Origin of the sequence: Thalassospira lucentensis (genome assembly GCF_001613805.1) — a bacterium.
In the GTDB taxonomy this organism is placed as follows: domain Bacteria; phylum Pseudomonadota; class Alphaproteobacteria; order Rhodospirillales; family Thalassospiraceae; genus Thalassospira; species Thalassospira lucentensis_A.
This window is the reverse complement of record NZ_LPVY01000005.1, coordinates 99,090-116,589: the sequence shown is the minus strand read 5'-3', so window position 1 is coordinate 116,589 and position 17,500 is coordinate 99,090. Positions and strand designations below refer to the sequence as shown.

At 52.6% G+C, this 17,500-nt stretch carries 17 protein-coding genes; 8 read left to right on the top strand and 9 right to left on the bottom strand.

Annotated elements, in window-relative coordinates:
• Positions 1–4: 4 nt before the first annotated feature.
• Entirely contained in the window at positions 5–1,012 is a 1,008-nt protein-coding gene (locus tag AUP42_RS05750) for a complex I NDUFA9 subunit family protein (protein ID WP_062949801.1), read from the top strand.
• A 77-nt stretch (positions 1,013–1,089) separates the two neighbouring features.
• Here AUP42_RS05750 and AUP42_RS05745 read toward each other — a convergent pair whose 3' ends face one another.
• From AUP42_RS05745 to AUP42_RS05735, 3 genes are all read right to left on the bottom strand, one after another.
• Positions 1,090–3,237, bottom strand: a complete 2,148-nt coding sequence (locus tag AUP42_RS05745; RefSeq protein WP_062949799.1) for a methyl-accepting chemotaxis protein — start codon at positions 3,235–3,237, stop codon at positions 1,090–1,092.
• 114 nt (positions 3,238–3,351) lie between these two features.
• Positions 3,352–4,137 carry a cobalt-precorrin-6A reductase gene (locus AUP42_RS05740; protein ID WP_062949797.1) on the bottom strand — a complete coding sequence of 262 codons (786 nt, stop codon included), beginning with the start codon at positions 4,135–4,137 and terminating at the stop codon, positions 3,352–3,354.
• Positions 4,138–4,163: 26 nt separating this feature from the next.
• Complete coding sequence (locus AUP42_RS05735; protein ID WP_062949795.1) at positions 4,164–5,297, bottom strand: cobalt-precorrin-5B (C(1))-methyltransferase; 1,134 nt, start codon at positions 5,295–5,297, stop codon at positions 4,164–4,166.
• A gap of 234 nt (positions 5,298–5,531) precedes the next feature.
• Between AUP42_RS05735 and cobA the strand changes: the two genes are divergently transcribed.
• The 7 genes from cobA (at position 5,532) to AUP42_RS05700 (ending at position 12,598) form a co-directional block, all read left to right on the top strand.
• Entirely contained in the window at positions 5,532–6,401 is an 870-nt protein-coding gene (gene cobA, locus AUP42_RS05730) for a uroporphyrinogen-III C-methyltransferase (RefSeq protein WP_062949793.1), read from the top strand.
• A gap of 78 nt (positions 6,402–6,479) precedes the next feature.
• On the top strand, positions 6,480–7,268 hold the full coding sequence (locus AUP42_RS05725) for a sulfite exporter TauE/SafE family protein (RefSeq protein ID WP_062949791.1): 789 nt from the start codon (positions 6,480–6,482) through the stop codon (positions 7,266–7,268).
• Positions 7,269–7,424: 156 nt separating this feature from the next.
• Positions 7,425–8,045, top strand: coding sequence for an SCO family protein (locus AUP42_RS05720; RefSeq protein WP_062949789.1), 621 nt, complete (start codon positions 7,425–7,427; stop codon positions 8,043–8,045).
• A gap of 50 nt (positions 8,046–8,095) precedes the next feature.
• Positions 8,096–9,433, top strand: coding sequence for a cobyrinate a,c-diamide synthase (locus AUP42_RS05715; RefSeq protein WP_062949787.1), 1,338 nt, complete (start codon positions 8,096–8,098; stop codon positions 9,431–9,433).
• An 84-nt stretch (positions 9,434–9,517) separates the two neighbouring features.
• Positions 9,518–9,979: a YcgN family cysteine cluster protein gene (locus AUP42_RS05710; protein WP_062949785.1), complete on the top strand. Its 462-nt coding sequence runs from the start codon at positions 9,518–9,520 to the stop codon at positions 9,977–9,979.
• Between the two features lie 183 nt (positions 9,980–10,162).
• Positions 10,163–11,653 carry a methyl-accepting chemotaxis protein gene (locus AUP42_RS05705; protein WP_062949783.1) on the top strand — a complete coding sequence of 497 codons (1,491 nt, stop codon included), beginning with the start codon at positions 10,163–10,165 and terminating at the stop codon, positions 11,651–11,653.
• 192 nt (positions 11,654–11,845) lie between these two features.
• Complete coding sequence (locus tag AUP42_RS05700; protein WP_231858170.1) at positions 11,846–12,598, top strand: MBL fold metallo-hydrolase; 753 nt, start codon at positions 11,846–11,848, stop codon at positions 12,596–12,598.
• Positions 12,599–12,677: 79 nt separating this feature from the next.
• On the opposite strand, the gene AUP42_RS05695 is transcribed toward AUP42_RS05700, so the two are convergent.
• The 6 genes from AUP42_RS05695 to AUP42_RS05670 form a co-directional block, all read right to left on the bottom strand.
• On the bottom strand, positions 12,678–12,944 hold the full coding sequence (locus tag AUP42_RS05695) for a DUF1150 family protein (protein ID WP_062949779.1): 267 nt from the start codon (positions 12,942–12,944) through the stop codon (positions 12,678–12,680).
• A 16-nt stretch (positions 12,945–12,960) separates the two neighbouring features.
• Positions 12,961–13,464, bottom strand: a complete 504-nt coding sequence (locus tag AUP42_RS05690) for an Hsp20 family protein (RefSeq protein WP_062949777.1) — start codon at positions 13,462–13,464, stop codon at positions 12,961–12,963.
• A gap of 236 nt (positions 13,465–13,700) precedes the next feature.
• Positions 13,701–15,371 (bottom strand): adenylate/guanylate cyclase domain-containing protein, encoded by a 1,671-nt coding sequence (locus AUP42_RS05685; protein ID WP_062949775.1) that lies wholly within the window; start codon positions 15,369–15,371, stop codon positions 13,701–13,703.
• A 189-nt stretch (positions 15,372–15,560) separates the two neighbouring features.
• Entirely contained in the window at positions 15,561–16,286 is a 726-nt protein-coding gene (locus tag AUP42_RS05680; protein WP_062949773.1) for a glutamine amidotransferase-related protein, read from the bottom strand.
• A gap of 207 nt (positions 16,287–16,493) precedes the next feature.
• Entirely contained in the window at positions 16,494–16,943 is a 450-nt protein-coding gene (locus tag AUP42_RS05675) for a DUF6691 family protein (protein ID WP_062949771.1), read from the bottom strand.
• 4 nt (positions 16,944–16,947) lie between these two features.
• Positions 16,948–17,379 (bottom strand): YeeE/YedE family protein, encoded by a 432-nt coding sequence (locus AUP42_RS05670; protein ID WP_062949769.1) that lies wholly within the window; start codon positions 17,377–17,379, stop codon positions 16,948–16,950.
• Positions 17,380–17,500 lie beyond the last annotated feature (121 nt).

The following is a 17,500-nucleotide window of genomic DNA, read 5'->3' as shown; positions in this document are numbered from 1 at the left end:
AAGCATGGATCGTCGTATCGTAACCGTTTTTGGCGGCACCGGATTTGTCGGGCGTCATATCGTCAAGCGTTTGCTTGAGCGTGACTTTATCGTCCGCGTTCCGACCCGCAGCTTTGAGCGCGTCAAGAAACTGAAGCCGATGGGCTATCTTGGGCAGGTGGTTCCGGTACATTGCGATGTTCGCAATGAAGAGTCGATCAAAGGCGCGATCGAAGGTTCCGAAGCGGTTATCAACCTGTTGGGCATTCTGTATCAGCGCGGCAGCAGCAGCTTCATAAATATCCATGTCAAAGCCGCAAAACGTATTGCCGAAGAAGCCAAGGCCTGTGGTGTTAAAACCTTCCTGCACATGTCCGCCCTTGGCGTTGATAAGAATCCGCATGCGCTTTATGCGACTTCGAAACTGGCTGGTGAGAAGGCTGTTCGCGAAGCTTTCCCGGATGCAGTGATTTTCCGCCCGTCGGTTATTTTTGGTCCGGAAGATAATTTCCTGAACCAGTTTGCCACCATGGCGCGTTATTCCCCGGTTCTGCCGGTTATTGGTGCGCCGGGCTTGCCGAAGGTCGAACTCGATAAAGGCAAGGTCGACATGCTTGGCGATGGTGGTCAGAAATTCCAGCCGGTCTATGTTGCCGACGTAGCCGAAGCGTTTGTAACTGCACTGGTCGAGGGCAAATCTGCTGGCAAGACCTATGAGTTGGGTGGGCCGGAAGTATACAGCTTCATGGGACTTCTGCGCGATATGCTGCAGATGACCCGTCAACGCGCCATTCTGATGCCCGTACCGTTTTGGCTGGCATCGATCAAGGCGTTCTTCCTGCAATTCCTGCCTAAGCCGCTTTTGACCCCGGATCAGGTTCGGTTGCTTAAAACCGACAATGTCGTTTCCGAAGGTGCTGAAGGTTTTGCCGAACTTGGTATTACGCCCAACAGCGTTGAAGCGATTGCGCCGACCTATCTGAAACGTTTCTGCCCGCCGCGCAAAAGTGGTGAATTCCGCCGCTTTGTCTGATCGGATGTTGTTGCAGAAGTGATAAAAAAGCCCCGCCGAAATCCATCGGCGGGGCTTTTTCTTTGGGTCTCGGCTAACTAACCGGCGCGAACGCGGGCGACAAAGTTGTTCGCCTCGTCCTGAAGGCGATGTGCCTTTTGCAGAAGTTCTTCGGCCGTGTTGCGGGTCGAACCCGAGAGGTCCTGAACCGCTTCGGCGGCACGTGAAACATTAAGCATGTTTTCTGATACGTGACGTACACCATTGGCTGCTTCTTCGGAACCGCTGGCAATTTCGGCGGTGGCGGCACCCTGTTGGCGCATGGCGGCTGCGATTGAGCTTGAGATCGTATCGATTTCGCCAATGGTCTGGGCGATGGTCGAAATCATTTCGACGGCTTCGGTGCTGACCGCACGCATTTCATTGATCTGCTTGCCGATATCCTCGGTCGCGCGCTGTGTCTGGGATGCCAGGTTCTTGACCTCGTTTGCCACAACGGCAAAGCCCTTGCCTGCATCCCCGGCACGCGCGGCTTCGATGGTCGCGTTAAGAGCCAGAAGGTTGGTTTGATCGGCAATGGTCGTGATCAGCTCGATAACTTCGCCGATACGATCCGCGGTTTCGGACATCTGGCGAACAGTTTCATCAGATTTGCGGGCTTCGGAAACGGCAGAGCGGGAAACCTCCTCCGCCTTGGAAACCTGTCGTTCAATTTCTGCAATCGATGCAGACAGTTCTTCGGTCGCGGAAGAAACCGAACTGACATTCTGGGAGGCATTCTGGGATGCTTCGCTGACTTCGATGGCACGATGAACGTTGTCACCGGCATTCTGTGCCATGTTATCGGCGGCATCGCGCATATCGCCAACCTGTGACAGTAATTCGGTGACAAGGCCGTTGACCGAGCTTTCAAAGCCGTTCGCCATTTCGAGCAAAGCCTCGCGACGCTGTTCTTCGGCACGGCGTTCGGCGGCCTTGTTTTCCTCGCGCAGTTTTTCGGCGTCGCGGGCATTTTCGCGGAAGGTTTCAACAGCTGCAGCCATATCGGCAATCTCGTCACTGCCACGATCGGAAACCGGTGTTTCAAGATCGCCATTGGTCAGCCGACCCATCGCAGAACTTAACCCGATAAGGCGGGCCAGCAGGTTACGTTGCACATACAGCCAGATGATCAGGCCAGAAATGACGATTGCGGCCACGGCGACACCGATCATTGCCTTTTCTGCGGCGCTGATCGTGGTTGAAACATCGTGGTTTGCATCGTCGATCTTTGCGCGCATATCGCTCAGAAGACGGTCGGCTGTCGAACCGATTGCTTGAGATGTTGCAGTTGTTTTTGCCAGCAGTTCATCAAGCGATTTTTCGTCCTCGATTTCCTTCTGGCGCAGACTGAACAGGTTATTGCCGTTATTGGGATTAAGGCCGTTTGAAATTGCCGTAAAGGCGGCTTGTGCCTTTTCGCGTGGCGTATCGAGCGGGATTTCAGCGATGCTGCTTTCCATCTGGGTCAGGACGGGGCCGGACCAGAACTTGATGCGATCAAGGTCTTCCTGATTGGCAGCTGTTGCCGTCATGCGGGCCAGATCGGGGATTTTCAATGCTACGGCACGCAGTTCCGCCATATTCTGCGACGTCAGTGCATCTTCGTCGAGAAGCTTGTCGAGCATTTCAAATGCTTTGTCGGATTTTTCCGGATCGCCGACCAGCCCGTAAAGTTCGCCTGCATTATTGGTTAACTGCATGTTGGCATTGGTTGACAGTTCGCGGGCAATCAGTTCAACGGCATTCGTCGATGTGACGACGTCGCCCAGCATGGCGTTATGAGCGCTGCGCGTATTGAACAGACTACGCATCGTGTCCTGTAACAACCGGATATTGACGATCATTTCACCGGTCTGGCTGGAAAATTCGTTCAGAATCGTACCGTCAACGCCATGCATCGCCAATGTTGCGATCTGGTCGTTCATGACATTTTCGGTTTCATCAAGATTTGCGGTGGCGGCCGCGACCTGATCTTCGTTGCGCGCGCTGGCGACGGCGCGAGCCATGCTGATGACCGCGTCGCTGCGGGAATAGAGTTCCTGGCCGGAAATCAGGGCCGGGATAGCATCATTCGCAACGATTTTCTGCTGTTGTTCGGTAATTCTAAAAGAAAACACCGCCATAGCGGCGGCACATACGGCGAGCAAGGCAATTGGCACAATCGCCAACATCAACCTTCCGCGCAAACCAATTTTGCCGGTCATTACAGTTCCCACTCATGGAATTCAGGGTGTCGGCGGCTATTTTTGCCGTTCTCGACTGATAATTCTGGACCGCCCTGAAAGGTCCATATTTGGGATTAGGAATATCGCCGAAAATCAGACACTGGCAAGAGTGTTTCTGACTTTTTCAATTATTTCATATATGGCCTCAGCCTGTTCAACCGGTGCCGCACCGGGACGTTCTACCATGATGATCGGGATGCTCAGTTCGCGTGCCGCAAGAATCTTGGCTTCTGTAGCCGACCCGCCGCTGTTTTTACTGACAATCACATCAATTTCGTAGCGCTGCAAAAGTTCGATTTCGCCTTCGACGGTAAAGGGACCACGCGCGATCAGCCATTCACCGAATGCAAGGTTGAATGGATCCTTGGGGGACTCGACAGTCCGGACAAGGAGCCATGTTTTTTCCAGACCTTCGAAATGGGCAAGATCCTTGCGTCCGCTTGCGATCAAGGCGCGTCTTCCGTGGTCGGGCAGGATTTGGGCTGCTTCTTGAAGGCTTCTGACCATGATCCAGCGGTCTTTATCCGTTTTTTGCCATGCAGATCGCTGAAACTGAATGCAGGGCGTTGCCACCGCGTGACAGGCTTGGGCAATGTGACTGGATATCTGGGTGGCATATGGGTGTGTTGCATCAATCACGAGATCGATTTTTTCCGAACCCAGACAGGATATGATGCCCTCGGCCCCGCCAAATCCGCCAATACGGACAGGGATGCCGTCTGGTAATCTTGGTGCGCTGGTGCGACCGGCAAGAGAAAGCTGCAGACGCACATCCGATCCGAATTCCTGCAACAGATCAGCAGCAATACGATTGGCATCCCCCGTACCGCCAAAAATAAGAATGTTTAGCGGTGTAGCTGTGCTTCGTGGGGGGATCATGTGTTGCGGGCCTGTTTTTGTTAATTTTAAAGGTTCGGGTTTGTCGCTTTGGCAGGAAGAAAGGCGTCAAAATCGCCATGTCCGGCACGGGCAACAATCCTGCCAGCGCGATCAACGACGACAATTTCGATGGCGGAGGCACCGTCGATTGTTGCGCGGGCAGCTTCAGCGGCCTGAAGGGCAATGGTTCGTGCTATGTCAACGTTTCGGGATGTGCAAAGTTCCAGAACCTGCTTGGCAGTATTGGCGCTGGCAATTTCGGATACGAGACCGGTATCACCTCCAAGCGCGGCAACGGTTTCAGCAAGTTTTTCGAAATCGACTTCGGATCGGCTGCTATGCAGGTCCATATGTCCCTGTGCCAGTTTTACCAGTTTGGCAAAGCCGCCTGAAATTGTGACAAATTCGACCGGATGGCGACGCAGATATTTCAGCATGCCGCCAACGAAATCACCCATATCGAGGATCGCCTCGTCCGGCAAACTGTAAAATTGCCGAATGGCAGCTTCGGACGTTTTGCCGGTGGCCCCGGCCACATGTCTGCGACCGGTGGCGCGCGCGACATCAATGCCGCGATGAATGGAATGGATCCATGCCGAACAGCTGAACGGGATCACAACGCCGGTGGTGCCCAATACGGAAAGCCCGCCAACAATTCCAAGCCGCGGGTTCCAGGTTTTCAGGGCGATCTCCTGCCCGCCGGGAATGGAAATTTCAATTTCGACATCGGTAGTTGCGTTAAACCGGTTTGCCAGTTCGACGATCTGCTGTGTCATCATTTCGCGCGGTTTGGGGTTGATCGCGGCTTCGCCAACCGGGATTGGCAGGCCGGGTTTCGTAATCATCCCGACACCGTCGCCTGCACGGAAAGTGATGCCTGAACCCTGTTTTCCATGTCGGATTGTTGCGATGATTTCCGCGCCATGGGTGACATCGGGGTCATCACCGGCATCCTTTATCACACTTGCCCGCGCCCAGCCTTCTCCTGTTTCAGCCTTGATCAGGCTAAAGGAGGGTGTTTCGCCCCGGGGAAGGGTGATGGTGACCGGATCGGGAAACTCACCAGAAAGCAGGGCTTGCCAAGCCGCACGGGTTGCGGCGGTCGCACAGGCCCCCGTTGTCCATCCCTTGCGTAGTGGTCCGTCCGGCTTTCGGGTCATGCGGCAGGTGATCCCGGTTTATGGCTTTGAATATCTGGGTTAACCATTATTATGGCTGCATGCTTTTTTGTCAGAGTTTCTCTATTAAACATTAAAATTAATGTGATATCAGATAAATAACGAGAAAAATACGGACTAATATGTTGGACCTGACGCCTAGATGCTGTTTAACATATCCAAACGATCCGGTCCTGCACAGATGGACCAATTGCCCGAGAGATAAAGAATTCCGTAATGACGACACTTGGTCTTGATTTTCCGGTATTTGAGCCGGGTTGGGTTTGGCTGGTCGGCGCAGGACCGGGTGACCCCGGTTTGCTGACGCTCCATGCCGTCAATGCGATGCAACAGGCAGATATCGTTGTCTATGATGCGTTGGTCGATGACCGGATTCTCAATCTTTTGCGTTCTGATGCCAAGCGTGTTTATGCCGGTAAACGTGGTGGGCGCCCGTCCTCAAAGCAAACGGATATATCTCTGCAGCTTGTTGATTATGCCAAGCAGGGGTTGCGGGTCTTGCGTCTTAAGGGTGGTGACCCGTTCGTGTTTGGCCGCGGCGGTGAGGAAGGTCTGACGCTGGTTCAACATAATGTACCGTTCCGGGTTGTACCGGGTATTACGGCCGGTATTGCCGGTGCTGCTTATGCTGGGATTCCGACAACGCACCGTGATTGCAATTCATCGGTAACCTTTGTCACGGGCCATGGTTCGAGTGGCGAAATGCCTGATAACATCAATTGGGCTGCCCTTGCCAAAGGTGCACCTGTATTGGTGATGTATATGGCGATGAAGCATTTGCGTCGTATTTCATCGGAACTGATGGCCAATGGACGATCCGGTGACGAGCCGCTTGCGGTTATCAACCAGGCGACCACGCCCAATCAGGGTATTCTGATCTCAACACTTGCCAATGCGGCTGACGATGTCGAAAAGGCCGGTGTTGAACCACCTGCGGTCTGCATTCTGGGCAAGGTGGTTGATCTGCGTGATCGGTTGAACTGGCTTTCACCGCAGGATGACGTCAAAGCAGTGCGTCATGTGCCGTTCGAACAGGTCCTTGATCTCATTACCGTGCCGAGTGATCCGACAGCTTCGAATTACTGAGCTTTGAATTGATCTATATCGTTGTTCCTATCCGGTCTGGACGTCACAATCAGAACAACTGATTAATCCGGATGGATCATGGACGAACAACAGATACTGATCCGCATCATCGAAAGCGGCTGGGCACAATGCGCCACTGTCCTTCAGGAGGACAGCGGTGTTTTGGCGACGGCACTGATTGCGGGCCTTGTCGGCAGTGCCACCCACTGTGTCGGGATGTGCGGACCATTTGTGATTAGTCAGGTCACGTCGCGCATGGAAAAGCTGCCGCTTGAGAAAATGAGCGAGTTTCGCCGGCTGACCGGGGCCGCTCTTTTGCCATATCAGTTTGGCCGATTGACGACTTATACGCTGCTTGGCGTGATGGCGGGCTTTTTTGCTGACAGCATCACGGTGCTGACCAAAGTCTGGTGGTTGGGACCTGTATTGCTTTTGTGTGCAGCGATGTTCTTTCTGGTTTTCGGGGTGATCGGTTTGGTTCCTCATCTTGCCGGACTGTTTTCAGACATGGCAGGAGGAAACACTACGGGTGCATTGTGGAACCGGATGGTTGGTGACCGCATCAAACCGTTATTTGGTGCGCCGTTCGGCTGGCGGGGTTACCTGTTAGGCATGATGCTTGGGTTTATCCCATGTGGCCTGATTTATGGTGCGCTGGTTCTCGCGGCCGCAGGTGGCAACGCATTGACCGGCGGGTTTGTCATGGCGGTATTCGGCCTTGGCACTGTGCCGATGCTGTTTGCAACCGGTGTGATCGGCCAATATGCCACCAGATGGTTTCGTGCTTTTATGGCCCCGGTTGGGCGGGGGCTTATGGTCGTTAACGCTGTCATCCTTGCCATGCTGGCATTTCATCAGATCGGATAATTTTGAGAATTCGCAATGACGTCATTGTGAGCCGTGGCACAGTTACGGGTCTTGCATGATCGTTTTGCGGATTTATAGTGCCCGCAAGACAGTGGCTTATTTATCCGGTTGATTGGCGCAGGCTCGTAATCCCGGAACAAAAGGACAGGTAACGGCGTGAGCAAGAAAACACTTGTGATCATTCTGGCGATTGCGCTGGTTCTCGGTATTGGTCTGACCTATCGATTGATGATGATGGGATCGGAAACGACGTCTTCCGGTTCGGGGGCTGCGGCGATCGGCGGGCCGTTTGAACTGGTTGACCAGAATGGCCAGACCCGCACTGAACAGGATTTCCGCGGGAAATACATGCTGATTTATTTTGGCTATACCTATTGCCCGGATGTTTGCCCGACCGAATTGCAGGTGATGGGCAATGCGCTTGATGCACTTGATCCAGAAATTGCCAATGAGGTAACGCCGGTTTTCATTTCGGTCGATCCGGAACGCGATACGGTTGACGCGATTGCGGCCTATGTTCCGCATTTCCACGAACGTATGGTTGGCCTGACCGGAACGCTTGAACAGACTACGGCCGCCGCAAAGACTTTCCGTGTGTATTACGCCAAGGCATATGCCGATGGGGAATCAAAGGATTCGGATGCCTATCTGATGGATCATTCATCTTTTGTGTATCTGATGGGACGTGATGGATCATTTATCCGTCACTTTAATTACGGAACAGCCCCGGAAGATATGGCCAAGGGCATTGCTGAGGTCATCAAAAAGAACGGATGATCCACCGTTTGTGTCGGGATCAGTTGGGCGGCATTCAGGGAAGCCGGAATATGGAACTATCTGCAGCGCAGCTTCCGGGCCTGATAATTGCGGCACCCTCGTCAAATAGCGGCAAGACGGTTCTGACACTTGGTCTTTTGCGGGCTCTTGCCAATCGGGGTGTTCGTGTGGCGGCGGCAAAAACCGGACCGGACTATATCGACCCGGCATTTCAGGCCGCGGCGTGCCGAGAAAAATGTATCAATCTTGATCCCTGGACGATGTCAGGCGATCAGCTTGCTGCGCTTGCCCGATGGCAGGCCGGGGACAAGTCCCTTCTTCTGTGTGAAGGTGTGATGGGCCTGTTTGACGGGGCGGCGGACGGTAGTGGATCGACTGCCGATCTTGCGGCGATGATGAACTGGCCGGTTGTGCTGGTTATTGATGTCAAGGGGCAGTCCGTATCGGCTGCCGCAGTGATCGCCGGGTTTGCCAGTTTTCGCAAGGATGTGAAGATTGCGGCTGTGATCCTTAATCGGGTTGGCAGTGATCGGCACCGTGTGATGATCGAAACGGCGTGCCGCGAACATCTTCCGGAAATTCCTGTGATCGGGGCGGTCCGGCGCAGTGATGCGTTATCGCTGCCCGAACGGCATCTGGGCCTTGTGCAGGCAGGAGAACATGACGCGCTTGATGCGTTTCTTGATCAGGCGGCCGAGATTATTGCCAAGGACGTGGACCTTGATCAGTTGATCGGCCTGGTAAGCGGTCGGCAACTTGGGGTGGGGGCCGGTGATGTTTCTGACGCAGTCGTTGGTATCCCGCCATTGGGGCAGCATATTGCCATCGCGCGGGATACGGCTTTCGCCTTTGCCTATCCGCATCTTCTTGAAGACTGGCGCCGTCAGGGGGTGGAACTATCGTTCTTTTCCCCGCTAACGGATGAAGCCCCCCACAAGGAGGCTGATGCCGTCTATCTGCCCGGTGGCTATCCGGAACTGCATGGTGAACGATTGGCCAGAGCAGGGAATTTCAAAGCGACCCTTGCGGCGATGGCAGCCAAAAATGCCCCGATCTATGGTGAATGCGGTGGCTACATGGTGCTGGGCGAGGCATTGATTGATGCGTCAGGCCGACATCACGAGATGCTTGGGCTTCTGCCACTTGTCACGAGTTTTGCGGATCGCAAACTGCATTTGGGATATAGGACACTGGTTTTGTCCGAGGCGACAGCTTTGGGGGCGATTGGAACGATCTTGCGCGGGCATGAGTTTCACTATGCCTCGACGATCAAAGCCGAAGGTACGCCCCTTGGCAAAATGGCCACAGCAGCTGGTGATGATCTTGGCTGTGCCGGTTTGATGAAGGGAAGTGTTTTCGGCTCGTTCTTTCATTTGATCTGCCAGTAGCTTCGATTGGCGATCTTTGCGGTTTGGAAGTCCGCCATATGCTACAATCAAAAAATAATAAAATGGTGCCGGACGAGAGAGACGATGAGAGAGCCAACGCATGAAGCGGAAAACGCCCGGTTTTGGGAATCCAAAACGCTGGAGAAGATGACGCCGCAGGAATGGGAAGCCCTTTGTGACGGTTGTGGCAAGTGCTGCCTGCACAAACTTCAGGACGAAGATACCGACTTTGTTTATTATACGTCGGTTGCCTGTCGGTTGCTGGATTGCGAAACCTGCAGCTGCAAGGATTATCCCAATCGAACGCAGCATGTCCCTGATTGTGTGCAACTTTCGCAGGAAAATGTCACGACATTGTCCTGGATGCCATCAACATGTGCTTATCGTTTGATGGCTGAAGGAAAAGGGTTACCTGACTGGCACCCACTTATTACAGGGCGTTCAGATTCAACGATCTCGGCCGGAATGTCTATTAAGGGAATGGTGATCTCGGAGGATGATGCACACCCTGATCTGACCCGGTATATTGTAAAATGGCCCGCCTAAAGGTATAACCTAGAGTAGATGCATCTATGCTAAAATAGGCGGTTGATTACTTCTTAAGTATAGGTATTCTGCAAACCGAACAATTGTGCAGCATAAGCGCAATTGTTCGGTTTGTTTTTATATATGCCTATAAATGACCGGGTTTTCAGTTGGAAATCCGGACAGCACAAGGAAGATATCCGGATGGGTTTTGCGTCACTTTTCAAGAATGGCAGTTCGAACGAGGGGCAGCAGATTGTAAATGCGCTCAGCTTGTCGATGGCTGTCATCGAGTTTTCAATCGATGGTAAAATTCTGACTGCCAATGAGAACTTCCTTAAAACGATGGGGTTCTCGCTTGAGGAAATCGTCGGGAAGCATCATTCGATATTTGTTCCGCGTGAAATCAGCAATGGCGAAGAATACCGGAAATTCTGGGAACAGCTTCGCAACGGCAAATTTTCGTCAGGTGCCGTGCCGCGTGTGCGCAAAAATGGCGAGATGATCTGGCTTGAAGCGACTTACAACCCGATCTTTGACAAAGACGGAAAACCGACAAAAGTTGTTAAGTTTGCAACCGACATTACAGCGCGACGCATTGAACGTGCGGTCCTGCAAAGTGTATTTGATGCGATGGAAAAATCGCAGGCTGTGATCGAGTTTGACCTGAACGGCATTATCCTTAAGGCAAACAAGAATTTTCTCGATGCCATGGGATACAGACTTGATGAAATTGTCGGCAAGCATCACAGCATGTTTGTTGCGCCAGCATATCGTGACTCTGCCGAATATCGCTCGTTCTGGGAAACCCTGAAAACCGGGAGTTTTCACACTGGCCAATTCAAACGTGTCGGCAAGGGTGGCAAGGAAATCTGGATTGAAGCGTCCTATAATCCGGTGCTTGATCCGGTTGGAAAGCCTTTCAAGGTGATCAAGTTCGCAACAGACATTACCGAGCAAACCCGCCTGTTGCTTGAGCTTAAAACCATGATTGATCAGAACTTTACCGAGATCGATAGCAACATTGCAGCCTTGGGCAATTCGGCCAGTCAAAGTGTCAGCACGTCCGAGGAAACATCGCAAACGGTGCAGACTGTTGCGGCCAGTGCGGAGCAGATGGCGGCATCAATTGCAGAAATTTCTCGCAGCATGGCGCAGTCACGTGATGAAACAGAGCGCGCGTTTGATCAGACGATCAGTGCCAACAATTCTACTCAGCGAATGGCGGAAGTTGTCGAATCGATGGGCAGCATTATTGAAGTCATTCAGAACATCGCCGGGCAGATCAATCTGTTGGCACTGAATGCGACAATCGAAAGCGCACGTGCAGGTGACGCTGGCAAGGGATTTGCCGTTGTTGCCAACGAAGTCAAGAATCTTGCCAATCAGGCAGCTCGTGCGACCGAGCAGATTTCCGATGAAATTTCAGGCATTCAGTCGATCTCGTCCGAGGTTGTCGGTGCTCTTGAAACCATTCGTCATTCGGTGGAAACGGTACGGGATAGTGTTACAAACATATCTTCGGCGGTAGAGGAACAGAGTGCGGTGACCGAAGGTGTTTCGGAAAACATGCGTCTGATGGCTGGCGCGGTCGATGGTCTTTCCCGGAACCTTGATAACATCAAGTCTACAACGGGAATGGTAGCCGACTCGGTCAGCCGGACGCGCAAGGCCGCGGAAGTTCTGGCGCGTTAAACGCCTGATTTCCTATACAGATGTATCGAACTTCAAGGTGGTCGGCACGTTCGGCCACCCTGTTTCGTTTGTATGGTGACGGTTTTGAGACTTTATGGCGAAAACAAATCTGAACAGCTTGCCTAATGTTTGCTGTCTCAGCAAAAATAGACATTCATTGCAAATGATCCGCAAACAACGCGGTGACGGGGAATGTCGAGTGAATATATGCGCATAGATGTTCTGGGTGTTGGCGAGGCATTCGATCCTGCCTTTGAAAATTCATCCGTTGTGGTGAGTGCAAGTGGCTATCGGTTGATGATTGACTGTGGGGCAACGGTGCCCGGATTGTTGATGCGCAAGTTTCCCGATCCGGATGCCATTGATGCGATTTATTTTACCCACATGCACCCTGATCACGTTTTCGGGCTGGTGCCGGTTATGCTGAACTGGCGCGATGACGGCCGATCAAAACCGATTCATATCATCGCGACACCGGCGGTACGCAATCATCTGGAGAAGATCATGGAGCTTGGCTTTGCCGGGCTTGGCAGTGCATGGCCGTTTGAAATTGTCTGGCATGCGGTGCCGGAAACCACGCAAATTGGCCCGTTCGAAACCAAATTTGCCCGGTCCGATCACAGCGTTCAAAACCATGCAATTTTGCTGCGTTTCGAGAACAAGGGATTTGCCTATTCCGGCGATGGCAACGTGACTGCTGATACCACTGCACTTTTTACCGCTGCGGATCTGGTGTTTCAGGAAACATATTTGCCCAAGCATGACCCACGACATGCTGCACATTGCGATTTGGAAACTGTTCTGCAATTGGCATCTGATATGCCCGGATCGCGTTTCTGGCTTTATCACATCAAACGTGATGCAAGGCGCGAGATCGTCGAACTTCTGCGTGACAATCCACAGGTGCGGGTTGCCGTACCCGGCGAAGTGATCGAAATCCGTTAGGTTGTGCTTGATGAAACCCAGCAAAAAGGCAGCCCTATCGGCTGCCTTTTGATTTCCGGGATATCCTGATTGGATCGCGTTAGTGAACCGAACGCGGGTCCATGTCATGCTGGCGGATTGCCGCATGGGCCACGGCCTGGCTTTCGAACGATGCGATATGGGTGCCATCGGCGGTAAATACCCCAAAGACCGTTTCGTTGCTTTCGTCTTCAGGATTTTCCATCGCCCGCACATAGGCAAAATCGTGAATGCCAAGCATGGCAAAATCACCAGACGACAGCAGATTCAAATCCTGTTCTGCACCGTGGGCTTCTTTGGTGTCATGGTCTGAGATGCGATTGCTCATAAAACCACTCTCCTTGTTACGCCTTGCGGCTTTTATCTTCGACCGCGTCTGCGCCATTTTCAGCATCGACGGTCATATCTATGGTGCGTGACGAGACGGCTTTCTTCTTGGCAGAGTTGATCGCAATTTCACGTACCACCGGTTCGGGAACAGGCCGGTTCAAATCTACATGCAAAAGTCCGTTATCAAGATGGGCGCCAACAACTTCAATACCCTCGGCCAGTACGAATGAACGCTGGAACTGCCGGGATGCGATCCCGCGATGGATATAAATCCGGTTGCTTTCGTCTTCCTGATGCTTGCCACGAATGATCAGCTGGTTGTCTTCGGTGGTGACCGAAAGGTCATCTTCGGCAAATCCTGCGACTGCGACTGTAATGCGCAGATGATTTTCGCCGATTTGCTCGATGTTATAAGGGGGATAGCCTTCTGCCTTGGTTTTGGAAACCTGATCAAGAACACGTTCGATCTGGTCAAACCCCAATAGCAGCGGGCTGTTAAACATAGAAATTCGTGACATTGGCAGCACCTCCTCAGCAGAGCGAGTGTGATATCGACCAGACCCCACGCTTTTGGCGTTTCGGGCGTCTGAACATCTGACCCGACCCGTTCGGCATCAGACATATCTATCTAATCGAATAAATGTGGTTTTCTATCGCATAGTCAAGACCCGGATTGATACTGTAGCCGCGGAAACCTTGGGAATATGCGATATCAGACCTGTGTAATACGCAGATCATGACTGATCAGGGAAGATCATACAACGCGTTCCGGCAGTTCCGGCATATTTTCCAGCGCATAATAGGCCACGGTCTGATCCTTTCCGCGTAACGCCACTTCATGCATTACTGCATTTTCAGGGAGCGCAATCGGCCCGTGGTCAAAAATTGCCTTTGATATCACCAGTGGTACACCATGCTTTTTGGTCTGGCTTTCCAACCTTGCGGCCGTATTGATCGTATCACCGATGGCGCTGATATTTTCGCGGCCCGGAGGCCCCATCTCGCCGACAATTGCTTCGCCCATATGGATTCCGATACCGATACGGAGTGTATGGGGTAGCTCTGATTTCAGGTGTTCATTCAGGTTTTCGATCCGGCGCAGCATCCCCGCCGCACCATGAAGGGCGTCGCGGATCATGGTTTCGGTATCATCTGTATCAAGACCGTAAAGTGCCATCAGTCCATCACCGGTAAACTGGGCATAAAGCCCGCCACTTTCACGCAGGGCTTCGGTCATTTCGGCGAAAAACTGGTTCAATATGAACAGAACATCGTAGGGCATTTTCTTTTCACCCAGACGTGTCGAATCCCGCAGATCAGTAAAAATCGAGACCACTTGGCGTTCGCTGCCGGACAGGCCGCCGGGGCGTCTTCCATCCTGTGCCGTGGCGTTGGCCGGCAAAAGTGGGGCAACGGCGAGATCGTTTAACGGACGGATTTGACATGCCAGTCGCATGCCACGCGGGGCGTGGATACTCGCGAGTGCCGCAGCTTCGATCTTGCCGGGTGCGGCGAGTTGATCAATGCCCGATCCGCAATGAATGCGGCAGGTCGTGCAGCGCCCATGCCCGCCGCAAACAGATGCCATCTGCACACCAGCATCGCGAAGGGCTTCAAGTGCGGTCGCTCCGGGGGCCACGCGGATCATTTTGCCATTGGGCATCGATAACATCGGCCCGCGTTTGATCCGGTCAATGGTCTGGCGAATTTGCCGCACAACAAATGGCGCAAAGGCCAGTGCGATGGCGATTATGGTGCCCGGGAGAATCGCATTTTCATAGAATTTGATAGCCGCATCATTGACGTTGGCAGCATCAAGAACCCCAAAAACATACTTGCGGCCGCCTTCTTCGGTGCGGCGAATGATTTCAGCCGATGCCGCACCAAAACCGGCAAGCGCCAGTGTGGGGACAAGAACAGCGGTTGCACCCAGCGCACCGCGCCATCTCGGATAGAACGGTTTTAACCGCAGCCAGAAATGGATGCCGATACAGCCGTGTGTCCAGACAACAATCACGGCGATGGCATGCAGAATGCCCTGACTGGGAAGGAAAACCGCAAGATCAAGCAGTACCCGTTCAAATGCTGGATCGACATCAAATCCCAGCTCGATGATCCGGGTCGCAATAATATGGCGGAATAACAGGAACGGAATGCAAAGGCCCAAAATCATTTGTGCCCATTCCGATTTGCGCAGGCGTAGGGACCGGCGGCTGGTCAGGCGGGCCGTGGCCAGCAGGAAATGGGTAATTGCCGCGGCCAGAAGCAGGATTTCCAAAGGGGGAAACTGCCAGATTCCGGTTGTCAGTAAGTCGGCGGCTTCCATCGCTTCGGGCGATATGATGCCAGCAGCCTGATTGATCAGATGCATGAAGACATACGCAAAAAGCGTCAGGCCGGAATAGAGCCGCAAATTCTGGATCATGGCGTTCCGTATTATGGGCGGTTGATGCGCGAGAAACTCAGTATCCGACGCAATCATAAATAAATGGTGTTTTGGAAAAGTTCAAAGCTTTCAGGTTTGGAAAAATGCTGTGCGATCCGGTGAAATGCAAAACGGACCGCCCCTCTCGGTGACGGCCCGTTTAAAAAACGATCAAGTCCGAACGCTGGTTCAGGCGGCCTTTACGGCCCGTTTGCCACGCAGGAATGTCAGCATCCATTTTGCGAACAGGGCGCTATCCGTGGTTTCGTCAAGCGACGCCGTTGCGTTTGAATGTACGTCTTCGGGCAGCAATGCATATCGCGCCTTCAGTAAGGCTTCCTCGTAAGGGCGTTGGAATTCTGGGTGCGGCTGAATGGATGCAGCGGTTTCACCATACTGAAGGGCTGCATAAGGGCAGAATTCAGAACTGGCCCAGACAGTGGCTCCTTCGGGAAGTTCGACAACCTGGTCCTGATGGAAGGCATTAAGTTTGAATTTTTCCGGTGCATTGCCCAGCCATGCCGGTGCCTGCTTGCCGGTAGTGTATTCATGAACGCCAATGCCCCAGCCATTGTCGGATTTAACGACCTTGCCGCCAAGAGCCGCCGCCAGAATTTGATGACCAAAACACACACCGAAAACCGGAACCTGTGCCGTGACAATATCGCGTAGCAAGCTCTGCAGGCGAATCATCCAGGGTTCGTTTTCATAAACACCGTGCTTTGATCCGGTCACGATCCACGCATCGGCAGCATTCAGATTTTCGGGGAATTCATCCAGAAGAACAGTCCATGTCTGGAATGTCAGTTCTGGATCAAGCGGGCCGAGCATCGTTTCAAACATGTTCGGATAGCTTTTGAATTCATCGCGAAGTTCTTCCGGAACAAGACCGGTTTCAAGAATGCCGATTTTCATGCGGGGCCTTTGAAATCATGGGGTGATGCTGTTTTGCACATATGCCAGTGTTGTTGCAAAGACAAGCATGTTGCAGCGAGATTTCAGGCTTTCCAAGCTGGTTCGTGCGAAATTTGAATGCTAACAGATTGATTTTTCACGACATGGAAAACTGGACCGTATGGCAGGTCTGCAAAAGGTGCCTGCCAGACCTGTCAAAGTTCTTTGTTATTTCCGTGTGAATGCGGTTTTGTCCAGTGTGGTCATCATCAGTTTGTGAGCGACCATTCCAGTGATCATTGCGATGACAAAAACGATTGTTTCTGTGTGTCCGAATGCAAGCGCGCTAATGGCGGGCCCCGGGCAATAACCGACCATTCCCCATCCGATGCCGAACAGGAGCCCGCCAATGACAAGGTTGTGATCAATGTCGCGACGTGTCGGAAGCTCTATCTTTCCGCCGCAAACCGCACTTTTACGTGATCGGGCAAATCGGAAAAAGGGAAACGCAACAACAAGGCCGCCCACCATGACAAAGGCAAGGCTGGGGTCCCAGTGGTCAGTTTGTATTGCAGAAATATCCAGGAATCCAAGGACCTTTTGCGGATCCGTCATCCCCGAAATCAGCAAGCCGGCCCCAAATAGCGCGCCACAGAGAACAGAAGCAAGGATACGCATTGTTTTAGCTCCCGATGACATGGCGAATGATATAGGTGCTGGTGACGCCTGCGCCCATGAAGCATAGCGTCGCAACCATTGATCTTGCGGAAAGGCGCGACAAGCCACAGATTCCATGCCCGCTGGTGCAACCGCTGCCAAGTCGTGTGCCAAACCCGACAATAAATCCGGCAATAATGATAACGGGCCAGGATGCGGTTACGATGCTTTGGGCGTTGAGAAATGAAATGGCCAGTATGACAGTTGGCGCAATGATCATGCTGGCAATGAAGGCAAGTTTTTCAATCCGATCAGATGTCGGCGTTTTGCTTGCGAGCATGCCTCCAAGGATGCCGCTAACGCCTGCAATTCGGCCATTGAGCAAAAAATAAAGGCCCGACGCCAGCCCGATCAGCGCACCACCCAGCAGCGCAGAATAAGGCGTAAAGTTTTCCATGAAACACTCCATCTGATACATTTTTATATTATAATATATTTTGTATATGAAATGAATTTATCATAAGCTTAGATTCAGATGCGTGGCCAAATCTAAGCGTCGAATTAACGAAAAAAATAGT